This window comes from Romboutsia ilealis (genome assembly GCF_900015215.1).
Lineage (GTDB): Bacteria > Bacillota > Clostridia > Peptostreptococcales > Peptostreptococcaceae > Romboutsia > Romboutsia ilealis.
The window spans coordinates 2,306,471-2,323,030 of record NZ_LN555523.1; the positions used below are offsets into that span (position 1 = coordinate 2,306,471).

A 16,560-nucleotide genomic window follows, 5' to 3' on the forward strand; every position below is an offset into this window, starting at 1 on the left:
CCTAGTGTTTAAAGTGTCTTGTTCCTGTAAACACCATTGTCATTTCATATTTGTCACAAGCATCTATTGAGTCTTGGTCTTTTATTGAACCACCTGGTTGAATCACTGCACTTATTCCATATTCATTAGCTAATGTCACACAATCATCAAATGGGAAGAATGCATCTGAAGCAAGTACGGCTCCTTTAAAATCTTTATCTTTGTTATTTTCTAAGGCATTTTTAAGTGCCCATATTCTTGATGTTTGACCACACCCTGATGCTAAAGTTTGACCGTCTTTAACTATAACTATGGCATTTGATTTCATGTTTTTAACTATTTTCATACCAAATTCCATATCTCTAAGTTGCTCTTTAGAAGGTTTTACTTTTGTTACTGTTTCATACTTATTAGCTAATACATTATTTTTATCTTGTATTAATAACTTACCATCTAAATATTTCATATCGTATGGTTGTAAACTCTCTTCTATTTTAGCTAATTTTAATACTCTTAAGTTTTTCTTTTGTCTTAAAACATCTAAAGCTTCTTCTGTGAAATCATAAGCTACTACTATTTCTAAGAATATTTCATTTAATTTCTTAGCAGTTTCAACGTCCACTGTTGAAGTTATACCTACTATTCCACCAAATATTGAAACTGTATCAGCTTCATAGCATTTTGTATAAGCTTCTAAAGCATTAGCTCCAAGTCCTACTCCACATGGATTAGTATGTTTTATAGCTACTGAAACCACTTCTTCACTATCTTTAAATTCTCTCATAACTTCTAAGCATCCATGTAAATCATTTATATTATTAAAAGAAAGTTCTTTTCCATTTAATTGTTCATAATTTAATATTGGATTTTTCGCATTTGGTTGACTATATAAAACACCAGCTTGATGTGGATTTTCTCCATATCTTAAAGTTTGTTCCTTTTGGAAAGTTAAATTAAGTATTTCTGGGTACTTATCACCTACTTCATTAGCAAAATAAGTAGATATAAGAGCATCATATCTTGCTGTAGTTGAAAATGCCTTATAAGCTAACCTTTTTCTATCTTCTAAAGTTAACTCATTATTTTTTAGCTTTTCTATTATAGTGTCATAATCAGCTACATCAACTATTATTGTTACATCTTTATAGTTTTTAGCAGCAGAACGTATCATAGATGGTCCACCTATATCTATGTTTTCTATCATTTCTTCATGGCTTTTTCCAGCTTTTAAAGTTCCTTCAAAATCATATAAGTTAACTACTACTAAATCTATAGAACCTATATTGTATTCATTTACAGTATCTACATGAGATTTTTCATCTCTTTTATAAAGTATTCCACCATGTATATATGGATTTAATGTCTTAACTCTTCCGTCTAGCATTTCTGGGAATTTTGTAACTTCGTCAATTGTTATTGCATTTACCCCATTCTCTTTTAGTATCTTAAATGTATTACCAGTAGATATAACTTCATATCCTAGATTGTTTAGTTCTCTAGCAAATTCAACTACTCCACTTTTATCTGTCACACTTATTAATGCTCTTTTACTCATTTATAAACACTCTCCTACCCTGAATACTTAATTTATTTTCACAGAACAATCTTATACTTTCTTTTAAAATTCTATGTTCAACTTCTAAAACTCTTTTTGCAAGAGACTTTGCATCATCATCTTGTTCTACATTTACAGTTTCTTGCATTATTATTGCTCCAGTATCTGCTCCCTCATCTACAAAATGTACTGTAGCTCCAGTTACCTTTGCACCATAATCTATAACACCTTGGTGTACCTTTTCACCGTAATACCCCTTTCCACAGAAAGAAGGTATTAACGATGGATGAATATTTATTATTTTATTTCTAAATTCATCTACAAATTTAGGAGTTATTATTTTTAAATACCCTGCTAAAACTATTAAATCTATGTTATTTTCTTTTAATAGCTCTATTATTTTATCTTCATCAGTTTCATAAACTGCTTTAATTTTGCTTAGTCTAGCCCTTTCTAAACCATAGGCATCTTCTTTATTTGAAATAACAAGCTTTACTGTACCATTTATTGCACCTGATTTTGTTTCATCTATAATAGCTTGTAGATTTGTTCCTCCACCAGATATTAAAACTCCAATGTTTAACATAAATTTACTCCATCATGTGTATCAACAACTTCACCTATTATATATGCTCTGTCTTTTAGTAAGTCATTGTATTTTTCATCTATGTTTATTTCTTCTTCTCTATTATTTATAAAGTTAACGACTTCTTCAGCTTTGTCTTTTTCAACTATCATAACTAATCCGATTCCCATGTTAAAGCTCTTATGTAGTTCTCTTTCATCTATCGCATTGAAGCTTTCTATTAATTTGAATATAGCTGGTTTTTCCCAAGAATTTTTATTTATATCTATTCCTAACCCTTTAGGTATAACTCTTGGTATATTTTCTATAACTCCACCACCAGTTATATGAGCTATTGATTTTATATCATATTGTTTTAATAAATCTAATACTAACTTAACATATATTTTTGTTGGAGTTAGTAAAGCTTCTCCTAAAGTCATTGCTAATTCTTCTATATATTGATCTAACTTATAATTATATGTATCTAAAAATATTTTTCTTATAAAAGAGTATCCGTTACTATGTACCCCACTTGATGATATCCCTATTAAAACATCCCCTGCTTTAACATTTTGACCTGAAACTATCTTCGTCTTATCTGCTATACCAACAGAAAATCCTGCTAAATCATAATCATCATCAGCATACATCCCTGGCATCTCAGCAGTTTCTCCACCTATTAACGCACATCCTGCCATTTTACATCCATCTACTATACCACCAACTATTTGATCTATATTTTCTGCAACTAATTTTCCAGTAGCTATATAATCTAAAAAGAATAATGGTTTAGCTCCTTGACATATTAAATCATTGACACACATTGCAACTAAATCTATCCCTACTGTATCATGTTTATCCATCATTTGAGCTAATCTTAATTTAGTTCCAACTCCATCAGTAGAAGAAAGTAAAACTGGTTCTTCCATGCCTACAAATTCCTTTAGGCTATATAGTCCACTAAAGTTTCCTAAATCACCTATTACATTATTATCATAAGTAGATTTTATTTTCCCTTTTATAAGATCTACTGCTCTGTTTCCCTCGTCTATATCTACACCTGATTGTTTGTATGTTAACATGAAAGTAGTTCCTCCCTATCTAATTTCTTAACTGGATAATCTCCATCAAAGCAAGCTTTACAAAAAGTAGCTTTATTTTCTGTAGCTTCTACCATTAAATCTATATCTAAGAATTTTAAAGAATCACACCCTATATATTCTCTAATATATTCTACATCATTACCTGAAGCTATTAAGTTTGAGCGGTGCGGTGTATCTATACCATAGTAGCAAGAGTACTGTACTGGAGGAGATGTTATTCTTAAGTGAATTTCACTTGCACCTGCATCTCTAAGTGATTTTACTATTAGTTTAGAAGTTGTTCCTCTAACTACAGAATCATCAACTAAAACTATAGATTTACCTTTTACTACATTTGATAATGGATTTAATTTTATCTTAACCCCTATTTCTCTTTCTTCTTGAGTAGGTTTTATAAATGTTCTACCTACGTATCTATTTTTAACTAACCCTTCACTTAAAGGAAGTTTACTTTCATTAGAATAACCTACTGCTCCTGCCCATCCCGAATCAGGAACTGGCACTACTATATCAGCTTTTATATCCTCATCTTTAGCTAATACTTCTCCGCATTTAACTCTAAAGTCATATGCATTTACATTATCTATAGTTGCATCATTTCTTGCAAAGTAAATATGTTCAAATATACAACTTCTCTTAACCGGTTTATAATTTTCAGAATAGAAATAAGATTTAAGCTTACCATCTTTTGCAACTATTATTTCACCAGGTTCAACATCTCTTATTACTTCTCCACCAAGTATATCTATTGCACAATTTTCTGAAGCAAATATATACTCATCACCTTTTTTACCTAATACTAAAGGTCTAAATCCATGTGGATCTCTGACTGCTACTAACTCATCTTCTCCCATTATTACAAGAGAGTATGCTCCTTTTATATAATCCATAGTTATTTTTATACTTTCTACTATATCTCCCTTATAGTATCTAGCTAATATATATAAAATCACTTCTGTATCAGAATTGGCTTGAAACATATATCCATCTTCTTCTAACATATCTCTTAAATAATTTGCATTTACTAGATTTCCGTTATGAGCTAGGGCTAATTCTCTTTTTCTACATCTTCCAACAAGCGGTTGACAGTTTGCTAAATGGCTTCCTCCAGCTGTTGAATATCTAACATGCCCTATACCTATACTTCCTTTTAAGTTTGCTAACTCACTTTCTTTAAATACATCTCCAACTAAGCCCATATCTTTTTTATAATTTATATTGTCACCATTAGATATTGCTATTCCACAACTTTCTTGTCCTCTATGTTGAATTGAATATAAAGAATAATATAATTCTTTAGCTATATCTTTATTTGAATAAATCCCTACTATACCACACATAAAATGTCCTCCTAGTTACTCATTCTAGCAAGAACTTCTTCATAACCTTGTACTAAATCTCCAAGATCTCTTCTGAATCTGTCTTTATCTAATTTTTCATTTGTATCTACATCCCAAAGTCTGCAAGTATCAGGAGATACCTCATCCGCTAATATTATATTTCCTTTACTATCTTTCCCAAACTCTAATTTAAAGTCTACTAACTTTAAGTTCATTTTTAAGAAAAATTCCTTCATAATTTCATTTATTTTTAAGGCTTCATTTCTTAAAAATTGTAATTCTTCTCTAGTAGCTAATTTCATTGCTACAGCATGGTCATCATTTAACATAGGATCTCCGTATGCATCATTTTTGTAAGATAATTCGAATATTGGTTCATCTAAAACTATACCTTCTTCTACTCCATATCTCTTGCAAAATGATCCTGCAGTTATATTTCTTACTATTACTTCAAGTGGTAGTATTTCAACTTTTTTAACTAACATTTCTCTTTCTGATATATTTTTTACGAAGTGTGTTTCGATTTGTTCCTTGTGTAACATTTCAAATATTATTGTAGAGATTTTATTATTTAAAATACCTTTTGACGATATTTGAGCTTTTTTCTCCCCATTGAATGCTGTTGCATCATCTTTAAAATAAACTATAAACTCATTTTCATTTTCTGTAGAATATACTTGTTTTGCTTTTCCTTCATATAATAACATAATAAATTACCCCCTTAAGTTTTTATCTGCTTCTAGAACTTTTTCTTCCATTTCTTTTCTATATAAAATTAAATCTTCTTTTACGTTTGGATATTTAATACTCATAATTTGAAGTGCCATTAATGCTGCATTTATACCTGAATCTATTGTCACTGTTGCTACAGGTATACCTTGCGGCATTTGAACTATTGATAAAAGTGAATCTAAACCATCCATTGTAGATGATTTTATTGGTAATCCTACTACTGGTATTAATGTATGAGAAGCTATTACTCCCGGTAAATGTGCTGCCTTTCCCGCTGCTCCAATTATTACGTCTGTATCATTTTCTATTTCTGCTAAAAACGTTACTAATTGCTTTGGTGTTCTATGTGCTGATAATGCTCTTGCATCAACTTCTACACCAAATCTTTCTAGTAACTTTATCCCCTCTTCTAATTTAGGATAATCTGACTTTGATCCCATTATTACAGCTACTTTCATGTTTACTCCTCCATAAATATAATATGTTATTCATTTTAGTTAAACCTTTTTTGAACATTATTAATTATTAGTATTATAATATTCCTTTTATTCCGTAATATTATATTTTTATTTTATTATATATTTCATTTATTATCAAGTATTTTACGAACTTTATTATAATAACTTTATTAATTATTCGTAAAATCAGTTATTTCTTTAAATTAAAAAGCCTAGCACTTTTATAGTGCTAGGCTAGTTTATTATTTTAAAAATACAAATTTCAATATAAATAATATAGAAAGTAATATTAATGATAAGTTTACTTCATTCTTCTTGTTAGTAGCTAATTTTAAAACTGTGAAAGATATTATACCAAATATTATTCCATCAGCTATACTATAAGCAAGTGTCATCATCGCAAATGTTAAGAATGCCGGTATTGCATTTGTAAAATCGTTAAAATCTATCTTTGTAAGCGAACTCGCCATCATAACCCCTACTAATATAAGAACTGGCGCTGTTGCTTGCGTTGGTATTGATGTAAATATTGGTGCAAAGAATAATGCAAGTAAGAACATTAATCCTGTTGTTATTGATGTTAATCCTGTTCTTCCACCTTCACCTATTCCTGATGCACTTTCAACATATGCTGTTACAGTAGATGTTCCAAGTAAAGCTCCTACTGTCGTTCCTATAGCATCTGCAAATAATGCTTGTTTAGCCTTTGGAAGTTTTCCATTTTCATCTAACATATTTCCTTTTGAAGCAACTCCTACTAAACATCCTACTGTATCAAATAAGTCAACAAATAAGAATGTGAATATAACTACAACCATATCAAAACTAAATATTTGGTTCATAGGTACTGAGAAAGCTTGCATAAATATCGGTTTTATTGATGGGGCAGCCGATACCACTGCATTTGGTATTTGAACAAGACCTGCTACCATACCTATTACAGATACAACTATCATAGCTAAAAGGAATGCCCCTTTAATATTTTTAGCTAATAGTATACCAGCCAATATTAAACCAAATAAAGTTAATAATACTAATGGATCTGTTAAATTTCCTAATTGAAGTATTGTAGCTCCATTAACTACTATACCTGCATTAGCTAATCCTATAAATGCTATAAATAATCCTATTCCAGCTGTAACCGCATGTTTTAATACAGGTGGTATACAGTCTATTATTTTTTCTCTAACATTTGTTATTGTAAGTAATATAAATATAATTCCTTCTATTAATACTGCACATAAAGCAAATTGCCAACTATATCCCATTCCTAAAACTACTGTGTATGCAAAAAATGCATTAAGTCCCATACCTGGAGCAAGTGCTATTGGATAATTTGCTAAAAGTCCCATTGTACAACTTCCTATAAATGCTGCTATTGCTGTTGCAGCAAATACTGCTCCCTTATCCATACCTGTTTCTGAAAGTACATTAGCATTTACAACTAGTATATATGCCATTGTCATAAAAGTTGTTATTCCTGCTATTACTTCTGTTTTTACGTTCGTATTATTTTCTGATAATTTAAAAGTCTTATCTAACCATCCTCTATTGGTCGTTTGAGTAGTTTGCATATTCGTCCTCCAATTTATTTTTTCTATTTTAATTAAATTAAGTTCTAAACTAAATTAACTTTACATTAATAATTCTATTATAATGTACATATAATTGCAATAGTTTTTTCGGTATATTTTTAATTATAAATGAATTAAAGTTCGTATTTATAGCTGTAAATAGCTTTTCTGAGTTAAGTTTAAAAATATATTTCATTAAAAATACGAATTTAATTAATTTTTAAACTTATAAACAATATAAATATAATAATTCCTTAAAATCTAAAATTATATATTCTATTCTTCATAAGTATTAAATTATCTATCAATTAAAATTAATAAAAAATTCGCTTCGCTCATGTCGCCAACGACTTCGTCCGTTGCTCAAAATCTTTTTTACGCTCAAAACCAATTTATTGATATTACTTACATTCAGAATTTATCTACATTTTTTATGTATTATAATATCCTTAAGCGTAAAAAAACTCTAATAATTTTTCAATTATTAGAGTCTTTATCTTCATTATTTAAAAGCTTTTAATTCAGCTTCAGTAGCTGGAACTTTTATTTCTCCGCTCTTAACTTTTTCTATCATAGAATTAACATAATCTATTATATCTTGTGGAACTAAATTCTTTGTACTTTCTGGTATACCAACACCATCTTCTTTAAGTCCATAAACTTTTTCTTGCCCACTTATTAACTTACCTTCTACAAATTCTTTTACTGTGTCATATACACCTACGTTAACTTTTTTTAATGCTGATGTTAATACATTATTTGGTGCTAAATCACTTTGATCTCTATCTACTCCTATAGCATATTTATTTTGTTCCTTAGCAGACTCTATCGAACCTAATCCAGTTCCTCCAGCTGCAGCAAGTATTATATCTGATCCATTTCCGTACATTTGATTAGCTATAGATTTTCCTTTAGCTGCATCTGAGAATGTTCCTGCATACTGTACATTAACAGTTGCTTTTTCATTAGCTTCTTTTACACCAGCTTTATATCCATATTCAAATTTAGATACAACAGGAGTTTGGATACCTCCTATAAATCCTACATTATTAGCCTTTGTCATTTTACCAGCTACAAGTCCAGTTAAATAAGCTGCTTCATTTTCTCTAAATAATATAGGTGTTACATTTTCAGGTATAGTATCATATGTTTCATCAATTAATACAAATTGCTTATCTGGATAGTTTTCTGCTTGTTTTTGTATATCTTCCTTCATAGTGTATCCTACACCTATTACCATGTCTACGTCTTCATCTAATAAACTTTCCATATTTTGAAGATATTCTGACGCTTGTTTAGATTCTATTACCTTTACTTCTATTCCAAAATCTTTTTCTGCTTGTTGCAGCCCTTCCCATGCACTTTGATTAAATGACTCATCATTTATACCACCGATATCAGCTACCATACCAATCTTTAAAGTTTTATCTGCATTTTCTTTTGTTTCACCATTACCACATCCAACTAACATAGATGCTGACATTATTACTGCTGTACTTAATGCTGCTAATTTTTTAAATTTCATAATTTTCCTCCTAATACCTTTTAATATACTATAGGTTGTATAATATTTCTATTTTATATTCCTAATGATTTTTATTTTTACTAAATTAATATTTTAATAATATTAATTTAAAAACTTATTTTTTAACCTAATAAAGCTTCTTCATTTATTAACTTTATATTCATATTATAGTTGATATTACATATTTTTGCAATAGTTTTCATGTATATTTCATTACTTTTTTTGAATTAAAGTTCGTAATTTACGTTATAAATCAATTTATTTTAGAATTTTTATTCATATATCTTTTTAAAATACGAATTTTTATTCATAAATAATATAAACTCAATAATCTATTTATTAAATCCTAAAACTTTGATATTCTATCATTACCAACCTTAAAAGTTGGATTTGTTATATCGTATTTTTACTCATTATTACTGTAGTACTTAATACTGATATTTTTTATATTTTCCCAATAATTAAATAAAAATAAAAGGCAAATGCCTTTTATTTTTATTTAATTACTCCCATTCTATTGTTCCTGGTGGTTTAGAAGTTATATCGTAAACTACTCTGTTCGCTCCATCAACTTCATTTACTATTCTATTTGATATCTTTTCTAATACATCATATGGCATTTTGTACCAATCAGAAGTCATTCCGTCAGAAGATGTAACAGCTCTTATACCTACTAAATAAGCGTATGTTCTTTCATCTCCCATAACTCCAACTGTTTTTACATCTGGAAGTGTAGCAAATGCTTGCCATATTTCCTTATATAAACCATGTTCTTTTAATATATCCATGTATATAGCATCTGCTTCTCTTAAGATATCACATTTTTCTTTAGTTACTTCACCTATAACTCTTATTCCAAGTCCTGGCCCTGGGAATGGATGTCTAAATATTAAATCTTCATCTATTCCTAATTCTAATCCTATTTTTCTTACTTCGTCCTTAAATAATTCTCTTAAAGGTTCAACTATTTGGAATTCTATATCTTCAGGTATTCCACCAACATTATGATGAGATTTTATAGTTGCAGCTTCTCCATGTCCACTTTCAACTACATCTGGGTATATAGTTCCTTGAACTAAGAAATCCATTTTTCCAAGTTTATTTGATTCTTCTTCAAATACTCTTATGAATTCTTCACCTATTATTTTTCTCTTAGCTTCAGGTTCTGTTACTCCTTTTAATTTACCTAAGAATCTATCTTCACAGTTGACTCTTATTAAGTTCATATCAAACTTATCCCTGAATATTCTTTCTACATCGTTACCTTCATTTTTTCTAAGTAAGCCATGGTCCACAAATACACAAGTTAAGTTGTCACCTATAGCTTTATGAACAAGTACTGCCGCTACTGATGAATCTACTCCACCACTTAAAGCACAAAGTACTTTTTTATCTCCGATTATCTCTTTTAATTCTTTTATTTTATCAGTTATAAAGGAATCTGTAGTCCAATCTCCAATCACTTCACAAACATTGTATAAGAAGTTTCTAAGTACCTTATCTCCGTCTTGACAATGTTCAACTTCTGGATGGAATTGTACTCCATATAATTTCTTTTCTGTATTCTCCATTGCTGCTACAGGACAATCTTTAGTTTGTGCTATCGATTTAAATCCTTCTGGAAGTCTATCTATTAAATCTGTATGACTCATCCATACTATATTTGTAGATATCCCTTCAAATATAGCAGATTCATTATATGTTATTTCAGTCTTTCCATATTCCTTTTCAGCATTTGTTCCTTTTCTTACATTTCCACCAAGTATATGAGACATTACTTGTATTCCATAGCATATACCAAGTATAGGAACTCCTATTTCAAATATTTCTTTAGCAATTTTAGGTGAATCTTCTAAATAAGCACTATTGGGTCCACCAGTGAATATTATTCCCTTTGGATTCATAGCTTTTATTTTTTCTATATCTGTAGTATAAGGTATTATTTCACAATATACGTTATTCTCTCTTACTCTTCTTGCGATTAATTGATTATATTGACCCCCAAAGTCAACTACTAATACTAATTCATGCTTCATATATTATATTTCTCCTTGCGTGCTGTAGTTTGGAGCTTCTTTAGTTATTGTTATATCATGCGGATGACTTTCTTTTAACGATGCCGCTGTTATTTTTATAAATGCTGCATTATTCATTAAATCTTCTAATGTCGGTGCTCCACAGTAACCCATACCCGCTCTTATCCCACCTATCATTTGGAATATTATATCTTCAGCTTTTCCTTTATATGCAACCATTCCTTCTACACCTTCAGGAACTAATTTTTTAGCATCATTTTGGAAGTATCTATCTTTAGAGCCTCTTTCCATAGCTCCTATAGATCCCATGCCTCTGTATGTTTTATAAGATCTTCCTTTATATAAAACTGTTTCTCCTGGACTTTCTTCTGTTCCAGCAAATAATGATCCCATCATACATACTGAAGCTCCTGCTGCTAATGCTTTAACAACATCTCCTGAATATTTTATACCGCCATCTGCTATTACAGGTACACCATATCTTTTACCAATTTCTGCACAATCCATAACTGCTGTAACTTGAGGAACTCCTATACCTGCAACAACTCTTGTTGTACATATAGAACCTGGTCCTATACCTACCTTTACACAATCAGCTCCTGCTTTTATTAAATCTTCTGTTGCTTCTGGAGTTGCTACGTTACCTGCTATTACTTGAAGACTTGGATAAGCTTTTTTTATTTTAATAAGTGCATCTATTACGCCTTTTGAATGACCATGTGCGCTATCTAAGACTATAACGTCAACACTAGCTTTAACTAAAGCTCCTACTCTATCCATAATATCTGCACCTATTCCAACTGCAGCTCCACATAATAATCTTCCACGTGAATCTTTTGCTGAATTAGGATATTGTATTTTCTTTTCTATATCTTTTATAGTTATTAATCCCTTTAAGTGTCCTTCTTCATCTACTATAGGTAATTTCTCTATTTTATGAGTTTTTAGTATTTGTTGAGCTTCTTCTAAAGTTACTCCTTCTTTAGCTGTAACTAAATTATCTTTTGTCATGACATCTTCTATATTCTTTGTCATGTCATCTTCAAACTTTATATCTCTATTAGTTATTATTCCTATTAATTTATGACTTTCATCTACTATAGGCACTCCTGATATTTTATATCTAGCCATTATGTCATCTGCATCTTGTATACTGTTATCTTTAGATAAATAGAAAGGATCTACTATAACTCCACTTTCACTTCTCTTAACCTTATCAACTTCTAATGCTTGTTCTTCTATAGACATATTTTTGTGTATTATACCTATTCCACCTTGTCTTGCCATAGATATTGCCATCTTAGATTCAGTAACAGTATCCATTCCTGCACTCATCAGGGGAATATTCAATTTTATTGTCTTTGTTAAATAAGTTGTTGTATCTACATCCTTAGGTAATACCTCTGATTTTTGTGGTATTAATAAAACATCATCAAATGTTAAGCCTTCTTTTAGTATTTTAGCCATTTTTAATTCTCCCCTTCTCTATTTTTCGAATATATATCTAATTTTAGATCATTTCATTCGGTTTAAAATAATTATAAAAAAACCTGTATAATAATTCCATTTTTAAAAAGTGAAATTACTATACAGGTTTTCTAAGCATTTTAGTTATAGCTAATATACAGGGATATTTATCAGCCTATATATTTACTTGATTAATGCTTATTTATAATAATTTCACTCATAGTCAAGATATTTACGGTATCTCGGTAGAAACTCTCAGACCTTATTTCTGAGTATATACGAGTGACGTATTCTTTATTTAATTAAGTATTTCTTAAGTTGAATATTAATTTATCAAAAATTATTCCTTATGTCAATAAATTTATATTAAATTTTTTATTTATTAAATAGTTTATATTATTTATTAAACTATTTAAAGGAATATTCTTGTTTTTTGCTATGTTTTTACAATCTTCATATTCAGGAGTAACTCTAATCAGTCTCCCATTATAATAGCCTAATTTTACTGTTATTTTACCATATTTAGTATCTATTTCAGTAAATTTTCTGTTTAATGTTACTCGATTGTACTTAGTATATCTTATACCAAATGTACTAGTTTGCAATATAATTAAGTCTACGAATTTATTTAAATCCTCTTCTTTACATAAAATGCATAACTTAGTTGCTGGTCTATTTTTTTTCATATATATACTTTCAGTATAGATATCTAATACACCATTATCTATAAATATTTCGTATATATACGAATATACTTCAGAAGACATATCATCAATATTTGCAATTATCTCATATATAAATTCTTCTTTTTTTTTACACCTAAAATAGCTCTTAATATATTAGGTATTTCAAATCTTTTATGTCCAATTCCATAACCAATTTGCTTAACTTCAAGTTCTAACACATCTACAAAATCATCACATAGAGTTTTTATTATGGCCGCACCTGTTGGTGTTGTACACTCACCTTTAACTGTATTTAACCTTATAGGTACTCCTTTTAAAATTTCTATTGTTGCAGGTGCAGGCACCGGCATAAGACCATGGTCACATTTTACAAACCCTGACCCTACTGGAACTGTTGTTGCATATATCTTGTCTACACATAGTAAGTCTACTAATATACATGCACTTACTACATCTACGATAGAATCTATGGCTCCAACTTCATGAAAATGTATTTTATCTATAGTTGTTCCATGTACTTTAGCTTCTGCCTCCGCTATTACCATAAATATTTTTTTAGCATTTTCTTTTACCGAGTCATTAAGAGAAGATTTATCTATAATCTCATATATATCAGATAAATGTCTATGTGTATTAACTTCCTTTGTAATAACCTCTACTTTTATTCCTACTATTCCACTTTCATTTTTCTCTTGTATATTTATATTGAATTCATCACCTAAATTTAATTTCTTTATTTCTTCTAGAAAAATTTCTTTAGATATTCCTAAACCTAATAATGCAGCTATAGTCATATCACCCGATATCCCATTAACTATATCAAAATAAAGTATTCTTTCTTCCATGTTTACTCTCCTCAATTCTATCCCAAATCTAGTCTAGTTTATTTATCGTTGACGCTAAATATCCTGCTCCAAATCCATTATCTATATTAACGACAGATATACCAGATGCACAGCTATTTAGCATGGTTAAAAGTGCAGACAACCCACCAAAGTTGGCTCCATATCCAACAGATGTAGGAACCGCTATGACGGGTACGTCAACAAGACCGCCTACTACACTAGGTAACGCTCCTTCCATACCTGCCACTACAATTACTACCCTAGCTCTTTGTAATATATGTATTTTATTTAGTAATCTATGTATTCCGGCAACTCCAACATCATAAACTCTCTCAACATCATTGCCTAAAAATTTCGCAGTATAGTAGGCTTCATCTGCAACAGGTATATCAGATGTTCCTCCGCTAACAACTACGATTTTTCCTTTACCATTGTTATGTATTTCATTATTCCTAATCTTTAATATTTTCGATAGTTCTTCATATTCGCAATTAGGATAAATATTTTTGATTTTTTCAAAAGTTTCTATTCTACATCTAGTTCCCAGTATATTTGATTTTTTTTCTACCATTTTACCTATGATTCCTAATATATGTTCATCACTCTTACCTTCACAATAGATAACTTCTGGGTATCCATTTCTTATTTGTCTATGATGATCTATATTGGCATATCCAATATCTTCATATGGTAAGTTCTTAAGTGAATCTAAAGCATCATCTATATTAGTAGATCCACATTTAACATTTTCTAATAACTTCCTTAAGTCCATATACAATCCTCTCTTGTTTATATACTTCAATACATATTAATCATAATATATCTATTTAGCTCCAATAATTAATTTCAGATTTAAAAATATAATATATTAAAATTATAGCACTACTAGTAACTAAACGGTTTATAAGTTGAATTTTAATAAAATTTTATAGATGAATAATAAAAAAGAATAACTCCGTTTATCAGAGTTACTCTTTTTTATCCAATGACAATTTATTGACATTCTATATATGATTATACAAATATATTTTTTATGCGTTCTTAAGTTCTTGTATATGAGCTTGAACTTCTTCCATTTTAACTTTATCAAGTGGGTAAAATTTCATCGCTATTAAAGATGCTATCCATCCTAACATTGGCATTCCTATAAATAAAAACATTGTCATCCAGAATATTTGCGGATTAGCAGTATCAGTTACATCTGGCATTCTATCAGCAAATCCTATTGATGCAACACCAAATGCTACTATTGTTGTTGCAAAAGATGATATTAACTTATCTATAAATGAGAATAATGTTCCCATCATACCTGGTACAAAACGCCCACTTAAATAAGTTTCATAATCAGCACAATCTGATATCATCGGTATAACAAATGCTCCAGAAACAGATACTGATCCTCTTGCTAGTATGTATACTCCTATAAATGCTATTGTCATAAAACCAACATTTTTTAAACTTATTTGTGTTGGATCTCCAAATACTAATAATGCAAATAATGCAGTAAAAGAAATAATTGAAGCCCATGTTCCTAAAACTAAAGCTTTCTTTTGCCCTAGTTTTTGTGCATATTTTGTACCAAACATAGTTATTAATATATTTGGTATCAATACTATAGTACCTATAGTGCCTGCTAAAGAATAATCTCCCATTAATATACCAAATAACATTACTGTAACCGCTGCATTAGATGCAACATTTGAGGCTATTTTATCAGTACTTGCTGCTACTACAAGCATTTGTAAAGCTCTATTTCCTTTTAATACTGGCCAATAATCTTTGAATCCAACCTTTTTTGTTTTGCTGCCTAAACCAAAAAATTCACTTCTATCCTTAGTCCATATACCAACTATTGCTAATGACGTTAATATAGCTGAAACTATTATAGTAAATGTTATTAATTCATGATATAAACCGATTTCACCAAATCCACCATACTTAGGAACTAAGTAACTTGACATATATATTTGCATTCCATTGAAAAGTATTGCATTATATATCGCATCAAATAAACCAAATTTAGGTCTTTTAGAAGGGTTATTTGTCATACACGCTTGACCAGCCTTTGTACAAGCTGTTTGACAAGTATATCCAATTATATAAACTGCATAACATCCTATAAAGTATATTAATCTAATATTTTCAGGAACCTTATGTACAGTTGTATATATTATAAAAGTCATTATTCCTAATATAATATTACCTACAACTATAAATGGTCTAAACTTACCAAACTTACCATCTGTCTTATCTATTAAAAATCCAACTATTGGATCTGTAATCCCATCAAATATACGCATTGCTGTTAGTATAAAACCAACCACTGTAACTAATAACCCAGCTATACCACTTGCATACATTGATATATACCCCATAGCAAACATATACAGATTTGTAGCTATATTATTTAAAGCAAATAATCCTAATCTCCATGTTGGACAGTCATTATATATATCTAAATTGTCAGAAAACTTCTTTACTTTAGCTAAATTCCCTTCCATAGTTTATCCCCCTAATTTTTAATAACGTTTTCCCGGATTTCAAAATACTAATTTTTGTTTTAGTATTTACTAATTTGTATAATTTACTTATTTATTCTTTACTTTATAATTTAATAAATTATTTATATTAGTCCAAATCAACTTAAATATTTTTAACAATCACCAGTACAAAATTTATATATATTTTTAAT

At 29.5% G+C, this 16,560-nt stretch carries 12 protein-coding genes, 1 pseudogene and 1 riboswitch; all 13 genes and pseudogenes read right to left on the reverse strand.

The window, feature by feature from the left end:
• Position 1: 1 nt before the first annotated feature.
• Complete coding sequence (gene purH / locus CRIB_RS10820; protein WP_180702374.1) at positions 2-1,534, reverse strand: bifunctional phosphoribosylaminoimidazolecarboxamide formyltransferase/IMP cyclohydrolase; 1,533 nt, start codon at positions 1,532-1,534, stop codon at positions 2-4.
• The gene (gene purN / locus CRIB_RS10825) at positions 1,527-2,120 is read right to left on the reverse strand and encodes a phosphoribosylglycinamide formyltransferase (protein ID WP_180702375.1); all 594 of its coding nucleotides are present in this window, start codon (positions 2,118-2,120) and stop codon (positions 1,527-1,529) included. Before purN ends, purH begins: the two co-directional genes overlap by 8 nt.
• A complete protein-coding gene (gene purM, locus CRIB_RS10830; RefSeq protein ID WP_180702376.1) occupies positions 2,114-3,184 on the reverse strand; it encodes a phosphoribosylformylglycinamidine cyclo-ligase in 1,071 nt (356 codons plus the stop codon). The genes purN and purM overlap by 7 nt, the downstream gene beginning before the upstream one ends.
• Positions 3,178-4,545: an amidophosphoribosyltransferase gene (gene purF / locus CRIB_RS10835; protein WP_180702377.1), complete on the reverse strand. Its 1,368-nt coding sequence runs from the start codon at positions 4,543-4,545 to the stop codon at positions 3,178-3,180. The genes purM and purF overlap by 7 nt, the downstream gene beginning before the upstream one ends.
• Before the next feature lie 11 nt (positions 4,546-4,556).
• Positions 4,557-5,252 carry a phosphoribosylaminoimidazolesuccinocarboxamide synthase gene (gene purC / locus CRIB_RS10840; protein WP_180702378.1) on the reverse strand — a complete coding sequence of 232 codons (696 nt, stop codon included), beginning with the start codon at positions 5,250-5,252 and terminating at the stop codon, positions 4,557-4,559.
• Positions 5,253-5,258: 6 nt separating this feature from the next.
• On the reverse strand, positions 5,259-5,735 hold the full coding sequence (gene purE, locus CRIB_RS10845) for a 5-(carboxyamino)imidazole ribonucleotide mutase (RefSeq protein WP_180702379.1): 477 nt from the start codon (positions 5,733-5,735) through the stop codon (positions 5,259-5,261).
• A gap of 242 nt (positions 5,736-5,977) precedes the next feature.
• The gene (locus CRIB_RS10850) at positions 5,978-7,309 is read right to left on the reverse strand and encodes an NCS2 family permease (RefSeq protein ID WP_180702380.1); all 1,332 of its coding nucleotides are present in this window, start codon (positions 7,307-7,309) and stop codon (positions 5,978-5,980) included.
• 502 nt (positions 7,310-7,811) lie between these two features.
• Complete coding sequence (locus CRIB_RS10855) at positions 7,812-8,834, reverse strand: BMP family lipoprotein (protein WP_180702381.1); 1,023 nt, start codon at positions 8,832-8,834, stop codon at positions 7,812-7,814.
• Between the two features lie 503 nt (positions 8,835-9,337).
• The gene (gene guaA, locus CRIB_RS10860; RefSeq protein ID WP_180702382.1) at positions 9,338-10,870 is read right to left on the reverse strand and encodes a glutamine-hydrolyzing GMP synthase; all 1,533 of its coding nucleotides are present in this window, start codon (positions 10,868-10,870) and stop codon (positions 9,338-9,340) included.
• A gap of 3 nt (positions 10,871-10,873) precedes the next feature.
• On the reverse strand, positions 10,874-12,337 hold the full coding sequence (gene guaB, locus CRIB_RS10865) for an IMP dehydrogenase (RefSeq protein WP_180702383.1): 1,464 nt from the start codon (positions 12,335-12,337) through the stop codon (positions 10,874-10,876).
• A 200-nt stretch (positions 12,338-12,537) separates the two neighbouring features.
• Positions 12,538-12,639, reverse strand: a riboswitch (purine riboswitch).
• Positions 12,640-12,684: 45 nt separating this feature from the next.
• Positions 12,685-13,868 (reverse strand): annotated as a pseudogene (gene larC / locus CRIB_RS12675) (nickel pincer cofactor biosynthesis protein LarC).
• 28 nt (positions 13,869-13,896) lie between these two features.
• The gene (gene larB / locus CRIB_RS10880) at positions 13,897-14,640 is read right to left on the reverse strand and encodes a nickel pincer cofactor biosynthesis protein LarB (protein ID WP_180702386.1); all 744 of its coding nucleotides are present in this window, start codon (positions 14,638-14,640) and stop codon (positions 13,897-13,899) included.
• A gap of 259 nt (positions 14,641-14,899) precedes the next feature.
• Positions 14,900-16,369 carry an MFS transporter gene (locus tag CRIB_RS10885; protein ID WP_180702387.1) on the reverse strand — a complete coding sequence of 490 codons (1,470 nt, stop codon included), beginning with the start codon at positions 16,367-16,369 and terminating at the stop codon, positions 14,900-14,902.
• Positions 16,370-16,560: the final 191 nt, after the last annotated feature.

Bases quoted from the DNA above. Each gene is read 5' to 3' on its own strand.
- purH (WP_180702374.1), bottom strand. From the start codon at position 1,534: ATGAGTAAAAGAGCATTAATAAGTGTGACAGATAAAAGTGGAGTAGTT.
- purN (WP_180702375.1), bottom strand. From the start codon at position 2,120: ATGTTAAACATTGGAGTTTTAATATCTGGTGGAGGAACAAATCTACAA.
- purM (WP_180702376.1), bottom strand. From the start codon at position 3,184: ATGTTAACATACAAACAATCAGGTGTAGATATAGACGAGGGAAACAGA.
- purF (WP_180702377.1), bottom strand. From the start codon at position 4,545: ATGTGTGGTATAGTAGGGATTTATTCAAATAAAGATATAGCTAAAGAA.
- purC (WP_180702378.1), bottom strand. From the start codon at position 5,252: ATGTTATTATATGAAGGAAAAGCAAAACAAGTATATTCTACAGAAAAT.
- purE (WP_180702379.1), bottom strand. From the start codon at position 5,735: ATGAAAGTAGCTGTAATAATGGGATCAAAGTCAGATTATCCTAAATTA.
- CRIB_RS10850 (WP_180702380.1), bottom strand. From the start codon at position 7,309: ATGCAAACTACTCAAACGACCAATAGAGGATGGTTAGATAAGACTTTT.
- CRIB_RS10855 (WP_180702381.1), bottom strand. From the start codon at position 8,834: ATGAAATTTAAAAAATTAGCAGCATTAAGTACAGCAGTAATAATGTCA.
- guaA (WP_180702382.1), bottom strand. From the start codon at position 10,870: ATGAAGCATGAATTAGTATTAGTAGTTGACTTTGGGGGTCAATATAAT.
- guaB (WP_180702383.1), bottom strand. From the start codon at position 12,337: ATGGCTAAAATACTAAAAGAAGGCTTAACATTTGATGATGTTTTATTA.
- larB (WP_180702386.1), bottom strand. From the start codon at position 14,640: ATGGACTTAAGGAAGTTATTAGAAAATGTTAAATGTGGATCTACTAAT.
- CRIB_RS10885 (WP_180702387.1), bottom strand. From the start codon at position 16,369: ATGGAAGGGAATTTAGCTAAAGTAAAGAAGTTTTCTGACAATTTAGAT.